The 18725-nt window shown below is 66.2% G+C and carries 16 protein-coding genes and 2 pseudogenes; 10 read left to right on the top strand and 8 right to left on the bottom strand.

The window, feature by feature from the left end; genetic code table 11:
- Positions 1-42 precede the first annotated feature (42 nt).
- From DAT37_RS41090 to DAT37_RS41110, 5 genes are all read left to right on the top strand, one after another.
- The gene (locus tag DAT37_RS41090) at positions 43-729 is read left to right on the top strand and encodes a TetR/AcrR family transcriptional regulator (protein WP_109530341.1); all 687 of its coding nucleotides are present in this window, start codon (positions 43-45) and stop codon (positions 727-729) included.
- 205 nt (positions 730-934) lie between these two features.
- Positions 935-2179, top strand: coding sequence for an acyl-CoA dehydrogenase family protein (locus tag DAT37_RS41095; protein ID WP_109530342.1), 1245 nt, complete (start codon positions 935-937; stop codon positions 2177-2179).
- A complete protein-coding gene (locus DAT37_RS41100) occupies positions 2176-2958 on the top strand; it encodes an SDR family oxidoreductase (RefSeq protein ID WP_109530343.1) in 783 nt (260 codons plus the stop codon). Before DAT37_RS41095 ends, DAT37_RS41100 begins: the two co-directional genes overlap by 4 nt.
- Position 2959: 1 nt before the next feature.
- Entirely contained in the window at positions 2960-3985 is a 1026-nt protein-coding gene (locus tag DAT37_RS41105; RefSeq protein ID WP_232840305.1) for a phosphotransferase family protein, read from the top strand.
- A gap of 98 nt (positions 3986-4083) precedes the next feature.
- Positions 4084-4878, top strand: coding sequence for an adenylate/guanylate cyclase domain-containing protein (locus DAT37_RS41110; RefSeq protein ID WP_109530344.1), 795 nt, complete (start codon positions 4084-4086; stop codon positions 4876-4878).
- A gap of 51 nt (positions 4879-4929) precedes the next feature.
- Here the strand turns inward: DAT37_RS41110 and DAT37_RS41115 are convergent, their stop codons facing one another.
- A complete protein-coding gene (locus DAT37_RS41115) occupies positions 4930-6033 on the bottom strand; it encodes an NAD(P)H-dependent amine dehydrogenase family protein (RefSeq protein WP_109530345.1) in 1104 nt (367 codons plus the stop codon).
- A gap of 270 nt (positions 6034-6303) precedes the next feature.
- Here DAT37_RS41115 and DAT37_RS41120 point away from each other — a divergent pair, with 270 nt between their 5' ends.
- Positions 6304-7353: a TIGR03617 family F420-dependent LLM class oxidoreductase gene (locus DAT37_RS41120; protein ID WP_232840311.1), complete on the top strand. Its 1050-nt coding sequence runs from the start codon at positions 6304-6306 to the stop codon at positions 7351-7353.
- An 18-nt stretch (positions 7354-7371) separates the two neighbouring features.
- On the opposite strand, the gene DAT37_RS41125 is transcribed toward DAT37_RS41120, so the two are convergent.
- The 3 genes from DAT37_RS41125 to DAT37_RS41135 form a co-directional block, all read right to left on the bottom strand.
- The gene (locus DAT37_RS41125) at positions 7372-8418 is read right to left on the bottom strand and encodes an NAD(P)H-dependent amine dehydrogenase family protein (RefSeq protein WP_198654690.1); all 1047 of its coding nucleotides are present in this window, start codon (positions 8416-8418) and stop codon (positions 7372-7374) included.
- 66 nt (positions 8419-8484) lie between these two features.
- Positions 8485-9504, bottom strand: a complete 1020-nt coding sequence (locus tag DAT37_RS41130; protein WP_232840306.1) for a hypothetical protein — start codon at positions 9502-9504, stop codon at positions 8485-8487.
- 31 nt (positions 9505-9535) lie between these two features.
- A complete protein-coding gene (locus tag DAT37_RS41135; protein ID WP_109530394.1) occupies positions 9536-11764 on the bottom strand; it encodes a molybdopterin-containing oxidoreductase family protein in 2229 nt (742 codons plus the stop codon).
- A 239-nt stretch (positions 11765-12003) separates the two neighbouring features.
- On the opposite strand from DAT37_RS41135, the gene DAT37_RS41140 reads away from it, so the two are divergent.
- Both DAT37_RS41140 and DAT37_RS41145 read left to right on the top strand, forming a co-directional pair.
- Positions 12004-13083, top strand: coding sequence for a phosphotransferase (locus tag DAT37_RS41140; RefSeq protein WP_198654691.1), 1080 nt, complete (start codon positions 12004-12006; stop codon positions 13081-13083).
- The gene (locus DAT37_RS41145) at positions 13080-13463 is read left to right on the top strand and encodes a nuclear transport factor 2 family protein (protein WP_109530348.1); all 384 of its coding nucleotides are present in this window, start codon (positions 13080-13082) and stop codon (positions 13461-13463) included. Before DAT37_RS41140 ends, DAT37_RS41145 begins: the two co-directional genes overlap by 4 nt.
- Before the next feature lie 89 nt (positions 13464-13552).
- Here the strand turns inward: DAT37_RS41145 and DAT37_RS41150 are convergent, their stop codons facing one another.
- Positions 13553-14392, bottom strand: coding sequence for a LysR family transcriptional regulator (locus DAT37_RS41150; RefSeq protein WP_109530396.1), 840 nt, complete (start codon positions 14390-14392; stop codon positions 13553-13555).
- 105 nt (positions 14393-14497) lie between these two features.
- Here DAT37_RS41150 and DAT37_RS41155 point away from each other — a divergent pair, with 105 nt between their 5' ends.
- A complete protein-coding gene (locus DAT37_RS41155) occupies positions 14498-15223 on the top strand; it encodes an SDR family NAD(P)-dependent oxidoreductase (protein ID WP_109530349.1) in 726 nt (241 codons plus the stop codon).
- A 210-nt stretch (positions 15224-15433) separates the two neighbouring features.
- On the opposite strand, the gene DAT37_RS41160 is transcribed toward DAT37_RS41155, so the two are convergent.
- From DAT37_RS41160 to DAT37_RS41175, 3 genes and pseudogenes are all read right to left on the bottom strand, one after another.
- Positions 15434-15751: a DUF222 domain-containing protein gene (locus tag DAT37_RS41160; RefSeq protein WP_232840307.1), complete on the bottom strand. Its 318-nt coding sequence runs from the start codon at positions 15749-15751 to the stop codon at positions 15434-15436.
- 262 nt (positions 15752-16013) lie between these two features.
- Positions 16014-16367: a DUF4870 domain-containing protein gene (locus DAT37_RS41165; protein WP_232840308.1), complete on the bottom strand. Its 354-nt coding sequence runs from the start codon at positions 16365-16367 to the stop codon at positions 16014-16016.
- 1039 nt (positions 16368-17406) lie between these two features.
- Positions 17407-17658: pseudogene (locus tag DAT37_RS41175) on the bottom strand (CGNR zinc finger domain-containing protein); the annotation flags it as partial.
- Between DAT37_RS41175 and DAT37_RS41180 the strand changes: the two are divergent.
- Positions 17582-18477: pseudogene (locus tag DAT37_RS41180) on the top strand (epoxide hydrolase family protein). The pseudogenes DAT37_RS41175 and DAT37_RS41180 overlap by 77 nt on opposite strands.
- Positions 18478-18725 lie beyond the last annotated feature (248 nt).

Here is an 18725-nt window from a genome sequence, read left to right on the forward strand (position 1 = left end):
GGTTCACACGAGGCGTGTGTCGGGCTGACGTATAAATGCTGCATGGACAGCCCAGGAATCGAACTCGACGACGAGCCCGCCGCGCCGTCGATGGCGCGATCCTCGCTGCTGCGCGAACTGCCGACCACTCCACGCGGGCTGCGGACCAGGGCCGCGCTGGTCGCCGCGGCACGCAAGGTGTTCGAGCAACGGGGCTACCTGGAGACCAGGTTGTCCGATATCACCACGTCCGCGAAATGTTCGGCCGGGACTTTCTACACCTATTTCGGAAGTAAAGAAGAGATCTTCGCCGCCGTTCTCGAGGTCGCGCAAGAGGACATGATGCATCCCGGTATGCCGAGGGTGGCCGACGACGGCGATCCGGCGGCGATCATCGCGGCGTCCAATCGCGCTTATTTCGACGCCTATCGGCGCAATGCGAAACTCATGATCCTGCTCGAGCAGGTGGCCAATATCGACACCGAGTTCAGGACGTTGCGCCGTCTGCGCGGTGAGGCCTTCATCGCGCGCAATGCGCGCAGCATCCAGAATTTGCAGGAACGCGGCCTCGCCGACCCGGTGCTGGATCCGCTGCTGGCCTCCCAGGCGCTGTCGGGAATGGTCAGTAGGCTCGCTTTCAGCTACTTCTCGGCCGACGGCACGGAACGCGCGGGTGTGCCGCTGGACGATCTGGTCGATACCGCGACCAGGCTGTGGGTCAACGCGCTGCGGGTTCCGACCAAGAAGTAGGACGCGCGAACGATACGTTCACACCCGGATAACCCCAGATGACAGGCGATATTCCGGGCATGAACTTGAAGTTGGTTTCAAATTCATATAGACAGGTATGAACACGGCGTGGCCGCTGCGGGCGGCCGCGTCCGAGCAGGTCCCCGATCGACGCGCACCGGATCACCGATCACCGGCGCCCGTCCCACTATCGTCAGGAGCCACGATGTCGCTGTTCGACACCTCCGAGCGCGCCGAGCGCTACCGGATCGAACTGCTCGAATTCATGGATTCGCATATCTACCCCGCCGAATCGGTCTACGAACAGCAGATGATCGAATCCGGCGATCCGCACTTCCAGCCGCCCATCCTGGACGAACTCAAAGCCGAAGCGCGGCGGCGCGGCCTGTGGAACCTTTTCCATCCGCATCCGGAATGGGGTCCCGGACTCACCAACCTCGAGTACGCGCCGCTGGCCGAGATCATGGGCCGCAGCCATATCGCGTCGGAAGCCTGCAACTGCAACGCGCCCGATACCGGCAATATGGAAGTGCTGACCCTGTTCGGCACCGACGAGCACAAGAAGAAATACCTCGAACCGCTGCTCGCGGGCACGATGGCCTCGGCGTTCGCGATGACCGAACCGGGCGTGGCCAGTTCCGACGCCACCAATGTCGAATTGTCGATGGTGCGCGACGGGAACGAATACCTGCTCAACGGCCGGAAATGGTTCGCCTCCAACGCGATGCACAAGAACTGCAAGGTGCTCATCGTGATGGGCAAGACCGATCCGACCGCCGCGACGCATCGTCAGCAGTCGATGATGGTCGTCCCGATCGACGCGCCCGGTGTCACGGTCATGCGCAATCTGCCGGTCTTCGGCTATCACGACCGCGAGGGACACGCCGAGATCGACTTCCGCGATGTCCGCGTCCCCGCCAAGGACGTACTCGCCGGTGAAGGCGAGGGTTTCGCAATCAGCCAGGCCCGCCTCGGCCCCGGTCGGATCCACCACTGCATGCGCTGTATCGGCATGGCCGAACGCGCGCTGGAACTGATGTGCACCAGGGCCGCGTCGCGCTCCACCTTCGGCAAGCCGATCAGCGAGAACGCCAATATCCAGGACTGGATCGCCGAATCCCGTATCGATATCGAGATGATCCGCCTGCTCACCCTCAAGACGGCCTATCTGATGGACACCGTCGGCAACAAGCAGGCGCGCACCGAGATCGCCGCGATCAAGGTGGCCGCCCCCAATATCGCGTTGAAGGTCATCGACCGCGCGATCCAGGTGCACGGCGGCGCGGGCGTCACCGACGATTTCCCGCTGGCCATGGCCTGGGCGCATCTGCGCACCCTGCGGTTGGCCGACGGTCCGGACGAGGTGCACAAGCGCACCATCGCACGGCAGGAACTCGGCAAGTACCGCCGCGCGACCGCGGCGACGAACGGACAGCAGGTGCAGGCATGACGACCTTGGATCTCACAGGCCGGACCGCGATCGTCACCGGAGCCTCGCGTGGCATCGGCTTGGCCACCGCCGAGGCGATCGCCGCGGCCGGCGGCAACGTGGTGCTGACGTCGCGATCACAGGAGTCCGCGGACGCGGCCGCCGCACAGGTCGGCCGCGGCGCGCTCGGTATCGCGGCACACGCCACCGATGCCGAGGCCGCGCGGCGCTGTGTCGAGTCGACGCTCGAAACCTTCGGCAGCATCGACATTCTCGTCAACAACGCGGGCACCAATCCGGCCTACGGTCCGGTGATCGACCAGGACCACGCCCGCTTCGCCAAGACCTTCGACGTGAACCTGTGGGCACCGATCCTGTGGACCTCGCTCGCGGTGGAAGCCTGGATGGGTGACAACGGCGGCTCGGTGGTCAACATGGCCTCCATCGGCGGGCTCGGATTCGAGCCGAATCTGGGCCTCTACAACGCCAGCAAGGCCGCGCTGATCCACCTCACCAAGCAGATGGCGCTGGAATTGTCACCGAAGATCCGGGTCAACGCCATCGCACCGGGTGTCGTGCGCACCAAACTCGCCGCGGCGCTGTGGCAGGAGCACGAGGAACAGCTCACGGCGACAACAGCTTCGGGACGCATCGGCGAACCCGGCGACGTCGCGTCGGCGATCGTGTTCCTGGCCTCCGACGCCGCGAGCTGGGTCACCGGCGAGACGATGGTGATCGACGGCGGGCAGCGACTCGGCGACGCGAGCGAGTTCCGCCGAGAGGCCACCGCGCGTGTCTGAGGTGAGTACAGCCGCCGGAGTCGATCCCGACGCGGTGGCGGGCTGGTTCGACACGCTCGGCGTCGAATATCTCGGACGGTTGCGTTTCGAGCGGATGGGCCTGGGTCAGTCCAATCTGACCTACCTCGTCACCGACGCCGGACCCGGCCGCTGGGTACTGCGCAGGCCACCACTGGGCACGCTGCTCGCCTCGGCCCACGACGTCGCGCGCGAGGCGCGCATCATGGCCGCCCTCGAGCACACCGCCGTGCCGGTGCCGCGCATTCTGGGCGTGGCCGAGGACCCCGCGGTCAGCGATGTCGCCATGGTGCTCATGGAATTCATCGACGGCCAGATCATCGACACCATGGAGATCGCGCGTTCGCTCACGCCCGAGCGGCGTCGCGCGATCGCGCTGTCGCTGCCGCGCACCCTCGCCGAGATCCACAGCGTCGATATCGAAGCCGTCGGACTCGGCGACCTGGCGAGCCGCAAGCCGTACGCCGAGCGTCAGCTGAAGCGGTGGGCGGGGCAGTGGGAGAAGTCCAGAACCAGGGATCTGCCCGAACTCGACGACCTCACCCGACGGCTCGGTGCGGCGATACCGGAACAGCGCGAGATCACGCTGGTGCACGGAGATTTCCACCTGCGCAACGTCATCGCGGATCGGGATTCCGGAGATCTGGTCGCCGCGTTGGACTGGGAACTGTCGACCCTGGGTGAGCCGCTGGCCGATATGGGCAGTCTGCTCGCCTACTGGACCGAACCCGGTGAAGACGGCGGCGATTTCCCCGCCTCGACCCTGCCCGGGTTTCCCGACCGCGGCGAGATGGCGGGCACGTACCTGGGACAGACCGGCCGCGATCCCGACGCGCTGCGGTACTGGCATGTGCTCGGGTTGTGGAAACTCGCGGTCATCGCGGAGGGTGTCATGCGCCGGGCGATGGACGAACCGCAGAACCGGGCGGCCGCGGGCACGCCGACCGCCGACCGCATCGACGGACTGGTGCACACCGCGCGTCGGATCGCCGATGCGGCGGGGTTCTGACCGACAGGCCAGGTGACCACCGTCGCCGTCGAGCGGACGGCCTCCGATAGGGTCGGACACGTTGATGTCGGCAGCGACCCTTTCGGTGGATCCCAGTGATGATCGAGATCGGACTTGCGGTAATCGCCGTGGCGGAGGCCGTCGGCTTGGTCGTGCTGTGGCTGCTGCTCGCGCGCAGCCGCCGCGACGTCGCGGAACTCGAGCGCCGGGTCGAGACACGTCGACTGCTGAAGAACGGCGGCCGGGAAGCGGTCAAGACCGTATGGGAAACAGCGAACCTGCTGCGTAAGAAAGGGTTTCGCGGAGCGGTCCTCAGCTCGATCGAGGATCTGGCCGGCTGGGCCCAGGTCGAACGACCGGACCTGGCACGGTTGACCCCCGACGGTCGGGTCACGATCGCGTTCTCCGATATCGAAGGGTCCACCGCGCTCAACGAGCGACTCGGCGATCGGGCCTGGGTCACACTGCTCGACCGCCACGACCGACTGATCCGCAGACTCGTCACCGCCCACGCCGGACACGTGGTGAAGGGCCAGGGAGACGGCTACATGATCGCGTTCGCCGAGGCCGAGCACGCCGTGCGCTGCGGCATCGACATCCAACGCTCACTCGGCGACGCCACCGCGAAATTCACCGGGCGCGAACATGTTCGAGTGCGCATCGGCATCCACTCGGGCACCTCGGTTCGCCGCGGCGACGATCTGTTCGGACGCAACGTGGCGATGGCGGCCCGGGTGGCCGGGCAGGCCGACGGCGGGGAAATCCTCGTCAGCGAGGAAGTGCGCACCGCGGTGAGCGACGAGCCCGGCATCGTCGTCACCGCCGCGCGGGACGTCGAACTCAAGGGGTTCCAGGGAATCCATCGCCTCTACGCGGTCGAGAGCGGGCGCTGACCCGAACCGTCCCGGGCGACCTCTCTCTGCCGACGAACTGGTGGACGCCGTTCAGGCGGGCAGTCGCGGCTCCCGATCCGGCGCCCACATCAGACCTTTGATGATCGCGGCCTGCGGTATGTCCTCGACGGCGACGAGTCCGACCGGGGCATTGCACACCCAGTCGATCGCGTTGACCGCCCTGGCCGCGGTGGAGATGCAGCCCGCGTCCGTCGGGTCGAGCACCGGGTGGGACACGTGCGTGTTCACCTCCACCCTCGGGTCGCCGTCGATGACGACGCGGTGCACGCCGACGTGCCCGTCGGGCGGAAAGTCCCAGTCGGGCGCGGCGGCCGAGGTGAGTCGATTGACATGTTCGAGGGTGATGACGACTCTGCCGTCGATCACACCCTCGGTGGCGAATCGCACCGCCGCCATCTGCCCCGGATGCACGGTCATCATCGTGCAGTCGATGCGTTCCGGGGTGAACCAGCGTTCGGTTCGCTGACGGACCTCGTCCAGCGTGATGCCGAGACCGTCGGCCAGGCTCCGCACCTGACCGCCCCACATCGACTCGACGACACCGGGCAGATACAGCGGAGGCAGTTCGTCGTCCTCGGACACGCCGAATCCCATGGCGGCTCCGGTGTATTCGGCGTCGTCGTAGTTCGCGTAGTCGAAGATCTCCTGCACGGTGATCGTGGCGACCCGGGTCGCCAAACTCAGGGCGGTGTGCACCAGGGTGTCGCCGGAATAGCCCGGATCGATCCCGTTGATGTAGAGCGAGGAGCCGCCCGCGGCGCACGCCTTCTCCAGCGGCTCCCGCACCCAGTCACCGGCGTAGCGCGGAGCGGCCATCCACACGAACGACGTACCGACGACGTCGATGCCCGCTGCCAGGATCTTCGACAGCTCTTCGATGGCTTCCATCGGCCGGGTCTCGGCCAGTGCCGTGTACACGACACAGTCCGGCCGCAGTGCGATCAGGGCGTCGACATCGTCGGTGGCGATCACACCGGTGGGCTCGCTCCAGTCACACAGCTCGGAGGCGTCGCGCCCGATCTTGGAAGGGCCGGAGGCGTGCACGCCGACCAGCTCGAGGTCCGATCGGCCGATGATCGCCCGCAGCGAGTGACGCCCGACGTTACCTGTGGAGAACTGGACTACTCTGCGCACTGTCTTTCACCTGTCTCGATGCCGCCCGAGCTCGAATGCTCTGTCGTTTTCCGACCGGATCGAGCGGTCGGCAGCACTGGATTGTCGTCGGTCGGTGACGTCACGCGTACCGACACGGCGCTACCGTAGCACTTACGGTAAGCAGGACGGGCGCATTCCGAGAAATAAGACCAACCGGTCCGGTAACGGCCGGGAACAGACTGGCACACCACTTACCATTCTTCCTACAGTAATGTTCTCCACACCATCTGGACGGAGGCCCGATTGAAGGTGGATGCGGCGTTCCTACTCGATTTCGCGCAGTGGAGATCGGCGGCTCGACAGGCCGAGGACGTGGGGTTCGACGGTGTGGTCAGCCCGGAACTGGCCCATGATCCGTTCCTGCCGCTGGCGACGGCGGCCGGTGCGACCTCGCGGGTGGACCTCATCACCGGAATCGCCGTCGCTTTCGCCCGAAGTCCCATGACGGTGGCGGTGACCGCGTCGGACCTGCACCGCGGCTCGGACGGGCGCATGATCCTCGGACTCGGAACCCAGGTCAAAGCCCATATCTCCCGGCGGTATTCGATGACCTGGTCGCATCCGGCCGCGCGGATGCGCGAATACGTTCTCGCGTTGCGCGCCATCTGGTCGTCGTGGAACGAACGGGAGCCGCTGCGGTTCGAGGGCGAGTTCTATCGCCACACACTGATGACACCGGTTTTCGACCCGGGCCCGAGTCCGGTGGGCGATCCGAGGATATTCCTCGCCGCGGTGGGCCCGGCCATGACCGAGGTCGCCGGTGAGGTCGCCGACGGGCTGATGCTGCACGGATTCACCACCCCGGCCTTCGTGCGGGAGGTGACCATGCCCCGCCTGAAATCCGCGCTGACCACCGCCGGACGCCGCCGATCCGATATCGAGGTGACATTGCCGGTCATGGCGTTGATCGCCGCGACCGAACGCGAACGGACCGAGAAGGTCGAAGCGGCACGCGCACAGCTGGCCTTCTACGGATCGACCCCGGCCTATCGCCCCGTGCTGGAACATCACGGGTGGGGTGCGCTCGGCGACGAATTGCATCGACTGTCCAGAGACGGCGCGTGGACGACCATGGCGGCACTGATCGACGATCAGGTCGTCGAGACGTTCAACGTCATCGCCGAATCGCCCACGGCGGCGGCAGCCGAGATCCTCCGCCGCTACGGCACGACGATCGACCGCCTACAGATCGGATTCGATCCGACGGCCCCGAGCGAGGGCGCCGCGCTGCTCGCGGCGATCCGGACCGCGACAGCCACCCCGGATGCGGTCCCGGCCACCGACCTCGGGATCGCGTAGGCGGCGACCGGCCCGACCTCACCGTGGCGTCGTATTGGCGGTCATCGGAGGAAGGTCCGCGTAGGTGACGATGCCAGGTCGAGCGGCGACGACGGCCGGGATGGCGTTGACCGCCGGGGAGGCGGTCAATGTCGTTCCCATGAGTGCGAACTCGGCCATGGTGGCGGTTTCCATGTTCTGCGGAAGGAAGTCGATGCGCAGGTTGACCTGCGGGTCGGCGCGAACTTCGATGAGGTAGCCCATCAGGGTCTTCCACGCGGGCTCGAGATCGGTGCCGAGTGTCCAGCGCGCGTTCAATTCGATGACATCGGCACCGTCGACAACCCCGAACCAGGTGATGTCGATTCCCGCCACGGTTCCGCGTGCCACATCACGTCCCGCGACATCCAAATCCTTGGTGGCATGCGCGAATTCGACCTCGTAGCGGATATCGTCGAGCGTCACTCCCATGACCCGGGCCATCATCTCGACGGCGTCGCGGAACTCTTCCACCCCCGCGGCGACATCCTCGGCATGGCCGGGATCACCGGCCGGGCGGCCCCAACCGAAATCGTCCTGGTTGCCGTCGGCGGACAGAAATGCCAGATCGAACGATTCGGTGACGCGGATCGACCGGAGATTACGTGACACTCCGGAAGCGACCGCGGCGAGATACTCGATCCACCCCGGATTGACGCCGCTGCCGAAAAGGCTCGCGTTACCGGAGATCGCGGCCTTCTCGAGTCGAGTTCGCGCGTCGGCGCCGATCGCGGCGCCGGTGATGAATTCGGCCGTCGTCACGATGTTTATTCCGGCTTCCAACAGCAGGCACAGGTGCCCGACATCCGGATATAACGGCATATAGGCGACGCAGTCGGGGCGCAGCGCGATGATCTCGGCGATATCGTCGGTGGCGACGACGCCGAGCGTGCGCGCCAATCCACCGAGTTCACCGGCGTCGAGTCCGACCTTGTCGGCGCTGAACGCGTATACACCGACGAGTTCCATATCCTCGCGGTCGACGATCGATCTCAGCGACGCTCGCGCGACATTTCCGGTGGTCCATTGGGCAATTCGAAGGGTCACGATATGTTCCTCGGCTCTCGGGCCTCGATGACGTCGGCCGTCGACGGATGTGATGGCCGCACAGGTTCACCCGCGCGGTGCGGCGCGCCCGCCCTCGCGACCGCCCCAATTGCGCTGGATGACTTCCATGGTCGACCAACTGTTCGTCGGCTCCGGACCGCCCTGCTCCCGGACGGTTCCGTGCAGCCACGCGATACCGAGCGCCGCCGCACAGGCCGCCGCGTTGTGGGTGCCCTGGAAGTCGAAGGTTCGGCCGCGGAAGGAGATGCTGGCCAGATGCGGTTGCGAGACACCGTCTTTCGTCTCCCAGAGCACCTTCGCGTCCACCTCGTCGTTGGTCGCGACGAGCGGCGCTTCGCCCTGCCGATGGAACGTCGCCGTCGCGTAGCCGCCCGCGCCGAGCATGGCGTTGCCGGTCTCCCAGTGCCCGTCGTCGAAGATCGCTCCCCACACGAACCAGTAGTGTTCGAGATGGGCCATCTTGGAGATCTGGGCGCTGATACCGGGCAGGCAGTACATGCGATCGAGTCCGCCGTAGCCTCCGACGATCTCGGAACCCTCGATCGTGCCCGAGACGGCGCAGCCCGAACTGGTGTAGCCGACGTCGTCGGGCGGTCCCGGCACATCGATGCGGGTGACATTCGACGGCAGCGGCGTCAGGAGGACATCGATGACGTCCTCCTCCTTCCACACGTATTTCTCCGGACTCAGCGCGATGGTCATGCCGTGCTTCGCGGCCATGGTCACGTTCGCCTGGAGAACGGTCTGGGTGCCGTGGCGGTCGAGCCAGATGATCGGCCCCCAGTACAGGTCGTCCTCGCCCGGAATGCGCACCGTCCTCGGATACTCCCACAGGTCCGGATGGCATTCGTGCAGCGTGAAATCGAAAGCGGCACTGGCGGACAGCGTGCGGACCAGCTCGTAACGCTTGCCGTCGGCCGTGTCCACCATCGCCCACAGGAACAGCAGGTCGTTGTGGAGTCCGGGGAACTGCTTGTCGGCCGTGGAATGGTCCTGCCGCGAGGCGTCGACCATCGTCACGTGCGGGACGATCTGGGCTGTGGATACTTCGAATTTGAATGTCAAGAGGTAACTTCCTGTTCGAGATTCGACGCGCTCATCCCGCCGACAGATCCGGCGCAGGCGTCGACAGCGCGGGTTCGTCGACGCGCCACACCCGTACCGGCACGGCGGTGAGGCGGGACATGCCCGCGAGTGATTCGAGGTCGTCGGGTTCGCTCGACATCAGCAGGTTCACATTCGCCCCGCCGACCCGATTGGCCCTGCGCCAACCACCGGTGCCCTTGTGGCCGTATCCGTGCGGGATCGCCACGACCCCGCGCACGATATCCTCGGTCAGCGCCACCGGAAGGACGATCCGGCCGGACGCCGAGCCCACCGCCACGGTATCGCCGTCGGCGATGCCGAGTTCGGCGGCGTCGTCGACATGAACGAGCGCCCGTTGACGCCGTTTCCCGCTGCGCCACAGCGCGGCCGGATTGTGCATCCACGAATTCTCCGACGCGGGTTCACGCATGCCGATCAGCAGCAGCGGGTATCGCTGTGGCGCCGCGTATTTCGACAGACCGTCGATCTCGGTCGCGATATCGTCGTGCTCGAACCGGACCCGGCCGCGAGGGTAGGCGACCACTTCCCCCAGCACACCGGTCCTGATGTCGGGCGACACCACGACACCGTGCGGGTGTCGCTCGGTCAGCCGACGGAAGGTGAGGCCGGACCGCCGTAGGCCGAACCGGTCGCCGCCGTCGGACAGGCGCACGATCATGTCGATCACCGGACGCGGATGGAATCGTCGTCCGAACCGCTCCAGCAGGCGGCGCATCACCCCGAACGCCGCGAATACCGGAGTCCGCGTGGTCATTCGGCGCATGAGATCGTCGATGATCTCCCATTCCTCCTTGGCCGACCCTCGCGGGGGGATCACCGCTTCGGTGGCCTGACGGAAGGGCGTGGCCTGGAACTGCTGGAAGGTGATCGCGAAATCGTCGCGCTCGTACATCGTGGTCACCGGCAGGATGTAGTCGCAGTGCGCGGTCGTCTCGTTCATGTAGAGGTCGAGTCCGACCATGAGTTCCAGCTCCGCCGCGGCGGCCTCGAACTCGTCGCCGTTGGGTACCGAGATGACCGGATTCCCGGCGCTGACGAACAGCGCCCTGATCCGCCGCTCCCCCGGCACCGACATCTCCTTGGCCATCAGCGCCGCGGGTTCGGCGCCGATCACCGAGCGGAACCCGCCGATACGCGTGCGTTTGCGCCGGTAGGACCGCCGCAGAGCCGCGCCCATCACCATCATCGCCCACCGCTGGCCGGGCACACCCAGTGTGCTGAACACACTGCCGCCCGGCCGGTCGAGATTCCCGGCGACGATGTTGACGGCGTCGATGAGGTAGGCGGTGAGCGTGCCGGTTCGCCCGACGCTCGTACCCAGCCTGCCGTAGACCGCCGCGCGCGGTGTGGCGGCGAGCGCCCGCGCCAACTCGCGCACCCGATCCGGCGCCACTCCGGTTCGCTCGGCGGTGACCTCGGGCGTGAACGGCGCGGACCGTCGGCGCAACCACTCCGTTCCCGTCGCCTGCGACGCGGCCCGCGCGGTATCGGCGAGCCCTTCGGCGAACAGCACCTGCAAGATCGACAGCAGCAGATAGGCGTCGCCGTCGGGCACGATCCCGAGCCATTCGAAACCGGCGGCCGTCTCGGTGCGGCGCGGGTCGATGACGACCACACGCCCGCCACGGTCGACGATATCGCGCAGGCGATCTTTGATACGCGGCGCTGTCAGCAGACTGCCGTGCGAGACAACGGGATTCGCGCCCATCATGACGAGCAGATCGGTGCGGATCAGGTCCGGGATCGGCACCGCGAGCGGCGATCCGTAGAGGAATTGGCTCGCGAGCAACCGACTGCTGGTGTCCTGCGTCGAGGCGGTGAAGTAGTGCGAATGCCTGCCGATGCCCTTGATGAAGGCCAGCACACCGAACAGGTGCGAGTAGCTGAACGCCGCCGGATTGCCCATGTACCAGCCGACCGCGCCCGAGCCGTGACGGCGATGGACGGCGGCGAGCCGATCGGCGATATCGGACATCGCCTCCTCCCAGGACACTTCGACGAAGCCGTCGCAGGTGCGGCGCAGCGGTGCGGTGACGCGGTCGGGGTCGTCGACGATCTCGGCGAACGCGATCCCCTTCTGACAGGCGAATCCCGCCGAGAGCGGGTGGTCCCGATCGGGGCGCAACTTCGTCAGCCGACCGTCCTCGACGGTGGCGATCATTCCGCACAGCGGTTCGCAGATCCGGCAGAAGGTGTGCTTCTCCTCGATATCCCGCATGGTCTCGCGCCTTTCCCGTGTCTCGGCGTCGCGCGCCCGGTCACTCGACCGCGCCACCACCGGACAGGGCCACGTCGGCGGCCCACCACAGCTGACCGAATGTCATACTGTAGAGGCAACAATAACGCCGTGACGGTCATCGCGCACCCGAACGGGCGAACCCGCCGAACACCATTGCCTATTCGACACCGAACAACTAACTTACTTGTTCACTGTCAAATATCAAGGGAGTGGCCCGGATGACGTCAGCCGCAATTCCGATTCCCTCCGCGATCGCCGAGGTCGACGCGCCGTGGCTGACCGCGGTGCTCCGCGACGACGACATCGTCCCCGCCACCGCGCTGGTCGCCACCGCCCGCGCCGAACAGATCGCCGTCGACACCGGCTTCTCGTCGATCCTGTACCGGGTGCGCCTCACCGGCACCGACGTGCCCTCCAGTGTCATCGTCAAACTGCCCGCGACCTCGCAGGCCAGAGGAGCGATGGAGATGCTCGGCGGCTACGCGCGCGAACTCGCCTTCTACCAACACGTCGCCGGTCGCGCACCGATCAGCACTCCCCACGTGTACCTCGCGCGGATCGATGCCGACTCCAACGATTTCGTTCTGGTACTGGAAGATCTGACCCATTGGGACAACGCCGATCAGCTGGTCGGCCTGTCCCTGCGCCGCGCGCGCCGCTGTCTTGCCGAACTCGCCGGACTGCACGCGTGGTCCACCGATCCCGCCAATACCGCAGTGCTCGAACTTTTTCCGAGCATCGACACCCCGATGACCCGCGAGATACTGCCATCGGTGTTCTCGGCGGGATGGCAGATCTACCGCGAGAAGACCCGGCAGCCCGTTCCGGTCGCCGTGGCCGAGTTCGCCGAACGTTTCCCGCAACACGCCCCTCTCGCTCTACGGACACTCGCTGAGCGAACGATGCTCGTGCACGGCGATATTCGCGCCGACAACATGTTCTTCGACGGCGACGACCTCGAGATCATCGACTTCCAACTGACCGCGCGCGGCGCGGGCGCCGCCGATATCGCCTATCTGATCAGCCAGGGCCTGCCGACCGCACAGCGGACGGGCCGCGACGAAGAACTGCTGCGCGAATACCTGGATCTGCTCGCCGCGCGCGGCGTGCACGACTACCCGTTCGACCAGGCCTGGCGGGACTACAGATTCGCGACGGCCTACATGATCGTCCTGCCGGTCGTCATCCTCATCGGCTGGGACAGCCTGCCGCAACGCTCCCGCGACCTGTGCGTCACCCTCGCCGATCGCGCCGTCGCCACCATCGACGAAATCCACGCGACGGAGGTCTTCTCGTGAGCACCGACACCCGATCGGCCCGCGAGGTCGTCGAACTGTACAACCTCGTCGTCTGGAACGAACACGACCTCGAACTGGCCCGGGAGTTGTTCGCCGACACCGTCATCCGCCACGAAGTAGGCGAGGCGCGCACGTTGACCAGGGAAGAGGCCGTCCGCCGCGTCGCCGACACCTCGGCCCTGTTCGACAGCCTGCATTTCCGACTGAACCTCGTGGTCGCGGGACAAGACCAAGAACACGTCGCCATCGTCTACGACTCCACCATGACCAACAAGGACGGATCCGAGATACCGATCGCGAGTATCGAGGTGTTCCGCGTCGTCGACGGCCGCATCACCGAGGTGTGGAACTGCGGCTACGGACAGGGCGTATGGGCATGATCCGTTCACCCGGACCAGACCGACGCGCGGCGACCGACGACCACGCCCACCCGGAAACACGCGTTCTGCGGAATTGCGGATGTTCTCGGCTAGAGGCGTAGAGCCGTACGGACCAGGTCGGCGACAGCTTTGGATCTGCTGTGCGGCGGCCAGGCGATGACGGTCGTGACGGCCGGCGCGTCGGGCACCGGCACGATGGCGTGATCGTCGCGCAGTTGGGCTCGCAGCGACTCGGGCATGACCGCGCAGGCCCGGCCGAGCGTGATCAACTGGGTCAACTGGGTATGGTCGCGAACCCGAGGGCCGGGGCCATCCGGATAGCTCCCATCCGGTCGAGGCCAGCGCGGCAGCGGCGGGTCCGTCAGGGCGTCGACCTCGGTCATCGACATGTGAGGTCGGTCGGCGAAGGGGTGCCCCGCCGGCAGAACCAGGACCTGAGGTTCGGTGTGCAGGTCCTCGGTGTCGAATCCTGTCGTCGTGTCGTAGGGCCGGTGGAGCAGAGCGACGTCGGCAGTCCCATCGCGTAGCAATCGTTCCGGTTCGCCGGGCCCGCACAGCATCATCTCGACCGCGACAGCGCCGGGGTCGGCGGCGTAGGCGTCCAGCAACGTCGACAACAGTTCGCGTGACGCTCCCGCCTTGGTGGCCAGCACCACGCCGGGCCGGTCGGCGGCGGCGCGGCGGGTGCGGCGCTCGGCGGCTTCGACCGCTTCGAGGGCGAGCCGGGCCTCCCGCAGCAGCACCGACCCGGCCTCGGTCAACATGATCGCGCGAGAACCTCGGTGCAGCAGAACGACTCCGAGCCGCCGTTCCAGTTGCTGGATCGCCCGTGACAGCGGCGGTTGCGCCATCGCGAGCCGTTGTGCCGCCCGCCCGAAGTGCAACTCCTCGGCGACGGCGACGAAGTATCGCAACTCCCGAGTCTCCACCGGGTCATGGTAATCAGCGGTGACCACGACCGATACCCGTGCGGTATCGCCGCCCACCCGATCGGTCTTGGACGCCACACCTGGAATCGCAGCAGGATCGGCGGTGTGAGTGAACAGACGATCGCGCTGGTGACCGGCGCGAACAAGGGAATCGGATACGAGATCGCCGCCGGCCTGGGCGCGCTCGGCTGGCGAATCGGGGTGGGCGCGCGTGATCGGCGACGCCGCGAGACGGCGGTAGAGAAATTGCGCGCGGCCGGGACCGACGCGTTCGGCGTACCGCTCGACGTGACCGACGACGCGAGTGTGGCCGCGGCGGCCGAATTGATCGCCGACCATGCCGGGGGGCTCGATGTTCTGGTCAACAATGCCGCGATCACCGGCGGTATGCCGCAGACGCCCACCACGGTCGATCCCGCGACCGTGCGAGCTGTCGTGGAAACCAACGTGATCGGCGTCATCCGGGTCACGAACGCGATGCTGCCGATGCTGCGCGGCTCGGCATCACCACGAATCGTCAACATGTCCAGCAGCGTGGGCTCGCTCGCCCTGCGCACCACACCCGGCATCGACATGGGCCCGGTTCCCGCTGTGTACTCGGCGTCGAAGACCTTCCTCAACGCCGTCACCATCCAATACGTCGAGGAACTGGGTGATACCGACATCTTGATCAACTCCGGCTGCCCGGGTTTCACCGCCACCGACCTCAACGGCTTCCGCGGCGTCCGTATACCGCGACAGGGAGCCGCGATCGCGATTCACCTCGCGACCCTGCCCGACGACGGACCGACCGGCGGATTCTTCGACGACGCCGGAACAGTGCCCTGGTGACGGACACACCGGTGCGAACCATTCCGGTTCTCGAAGTCGGCTCGCATCGGCGTGGTGGACCGTCGGCGCCCGAGGACGGGCAGGTCCACGGGGAGGTAGGCGGCCGGGCATCAACCCCGATGGGGCGGCCATGACGGGCAGCCCAGCTGGGCTGGTCGAGATGAGCTGGGCTCGTGCGTCTTTCCGGCTCGCAGGACCGCGGGCTCGACCTCAGCTTGCGGCCGCCAGCACCCTCCACCTCTTTCTGGAACGCGGGCGTGCCGGTGGAGCCGCGTAATCGATTCGTCGCCGCGCTTCGGGGGCACTGATCCGGAGCAGGTCGGTCAACAGCTCCACGGTGTCCCGATAGCCGGTGTCCTCGGCGAGGCCACGACGCTCGGCTTCGGCAACGGCCGCGCGCATGGCAGCATCCAATCGCCTCCGCCGACGTTCGGTTTCGACAAGGGCGCGCAGCAGGTCGACATCGGCCAGATCCCGCCATCCTGGCGTTCGGGCATCCGGCGCCGGCGCGGTCGAATGTATCTTCACGCGAGCCAGGCTACCGCACGATAGAACATATGTTCGATAATTCGCATCGCTGGGCGTGCCCGAGTCGGCGACCCTGTCCGCGCGCTGTCACAGACCTGTCGGTGCGGTGCGCGCACGGCAATCGGCATTTGCGTCCACGCAAACACCAACGGCCCGAGATAGTCTCGGGCCGTCGTTCTTCGAACTGTCGCATCCTGCTGTCGGCAGGGGGTCCGACAGCATGCTCGATGACGAAATCCAGGTGCGGACTTCGAATATTCCGCTACTTGACCGCGTTGGCCAGCTGATCGGCATAGGGGGCGGTGAACTTTCCGACGATGGGAAGGTCCGCACGGACGCCGCCGGTCTTGTTGGCCTGGACCATCGCCAGGATCCAGACGACGACCGCGAGAACCGCGAGAGCGAGTCCGGCGAGGCTGAAGATGATCCCCAGGGCTCCGAGCAGCGAGCCGAGGATGCTCAGGACGATATTGAGTACCGAGACCGCGCCGAAGAACACGATCGACTGCGAGGCGTGGAATTTCACATCGGGGTCGTTCTTTCCCACGAACAGGAAGATGACTCCGGTGACCCACCCCAGTGCGTAGGACAGGATCGCACTGGTCTTTTTGTCCAAGCCGGTGGACTGTGGTTGATTCGTGGGAGATTCAGAAGATGTCATGGCGTAAGTAGATCACGCGCGAGGGCAACCTACCGATCCCAGTTTTCGCGCGGACCCACAGGCCGCGCGTTCGCCCGTGACCGAGATCCTGGACGGGGTTTCTCTCGACGAGATGGCTGACGACGCTCTCTCAATTCGTGGATGACGGCTCGAACACCAACGGGCACCGAAAAGCTGGCGCGGCCCAGTCCGTCTCCGAGAGAAGACCGCCGACATACCTCATCGAAGCCTGTGCCGACTGGAGTTCGGTGCCGCCGCGGTCGATTACCGGATACGACCCGGCAGGCCGCCGGGTGCCGCCGGCTCGGACGGACGGTAAGGAACCGGCCCGCCGACGGATCTCCGAGTTGTCCACGGACCGGGATCCGCGACGCAATATCCGTGCGATCGAGAAACTTTCGGACGCTGACCCGCGTTTCTCTGGCAGACGGAGGTTGCTTGGATGAACTGACACCAACGGGCCGAGCATCCCTGGTGCGCTGCCCTGACGGGCTGCCCGCACTCGCGCCCGCGGGATCGAATGGAAGTCGCAGCAGGATGCGCATTCGGCGCGGCAGCCGCACCTATTTCGTGGAGAACATCCGTGGGCCCGAATCGGATGTCGGCCCGATCAGCGATCAGTTCCTCGCGGCCACACTGAACACGACACCGCTCGATGGGCGTCCACGCGAACCATCGAGCACAGAACTCACCTTTCGGTTTCCCTGCTCGTGGACACCGAATGAAATCCATTTCGCCGGCGCGGGCGTCGAAACCTCCGACGGCGACCTCGTCCATACCGGCACCGTGCTGTGGCGTGGTCGGGTCATTATCGGGACCGTGCCGGTTCTGCCGACCGCGCTGACAGTGACCGGGCCCGGCCGACTTCTCCTCGGTACCGGCGACGGGCGAATTCTCGAGTGCGTCGACCTCGAAAGGTCTTCGGACGTTGTCCACTCCGGCGACTGTGGCCGTCGATAGGATTCGCCCCCGATATCGGAGATATCGAAAGCAATCAGTCGCCGATGTTCCTGCGCTGGTTCGCTTTGAAGCGCGCCTTCTTCTGACGATTCCCGCATGTGTTCATGTCGCACCATTTGCGGGTGCGACTTCGACTGGTGTCGAAGAAGGCGGCTCGGCAGGTAGGCGACGAGCACAAGGCCAATCGTCCGTCTCGTTCGCCCGCGATGATGCCGATCGCGTCGGCGGCGATCACGCCCAACGCATCCTCCACGCCGGAGGACGAGCCGAGTCGCCATCGCCGATTGGTGGCCGCCGCGCGACTGCCGGAAGCCGAGACGGTCTCCCACACGCCCGGCCCACGCCGATGGGAACAGGGCGTTCCCCTCGCAGAGCTCGTCGATGTCGTGAACTACTGGCGCACCGCGTACAACTGGCGGTCGTTCGAAGACCGCCTCAACCGCAACGCCCAGTTCCGCACGACCATCGATGATCTGGAAATCCACTTCCTGCACCGGCTATCCACGCGCGCCGACGCCACTCCCCTGATCTTGACGCACGGCTGGCCGGGCAGCATCACCGAGTTCATCGATGTGGTAGACCAACTGGCGGATCCGAAAGACGCAGACGCGCAGGCGTTCCACGTCGTGGTCCCGTCGCTACCGGGCTTCGGATACAGCGACAAACCGACCACGACCGGGAAACCCGCGATTTCTGGCGCCACCGCGCGGCATACGCGAAACAGCAGGCGACCCGACCACAGACCATCGGCTACTCGCTCGTCGATTCACCGGTGGGACTTCTCGCCTGGATCCTCGACAAGTTCGCCGAGTGGACCGACACCGAGGGCAGCCCGTTCGAGACGATCTCCCGAGACAGAATTCTCGACGACGTCACCCTCTACTGGCTGACGCGTACCGGCGCATCGGCAGCCCGCATCTACTACGAAAGCCACAACTCGCTCGACCCCGAACTCCGCGTCGACGTCCCGTCGACAATCACCGTCTATCCCCGCGACATCGAGAAATGTCCACGCCCCTGGGCACAGCAGCGGTTCCGACAGATCGTCCACTGGGGATCGCCCGAGACCGGGGGACATTTTCCGTCACTGGAGGTCCCCGAATAGTTCGTCGAAGACCTGCGCGAAGGTCTCACCGCGGTGCTGGCCGCCGCTCGGTGAACGCGGCCGGGTGCCAGGACTTCGATTGACCCGATGGACCGAGGCGCGCCGGATATTCGGATGTTCCACGCAGACGTCAACGGCCCGAGATAGCCTCGGGCCGTTGCTCTTCGAGTACTCACACCCCACTGCCCGCACCAGCACCGACAGCATCGGCGATGGCGAGTTCCGGTCAGGGTCTTCATGTAGGTCAC

This window comes from Nocardia aurea (assembly GCF_003123685.1).
GTDB classification, from domain to species: domain Bacteria; phylum Actinomycetota; class Actinomycetes; order Mycobacteriales; family Mycobacteriaceae; genus Nocardia; species Nocardia aurea.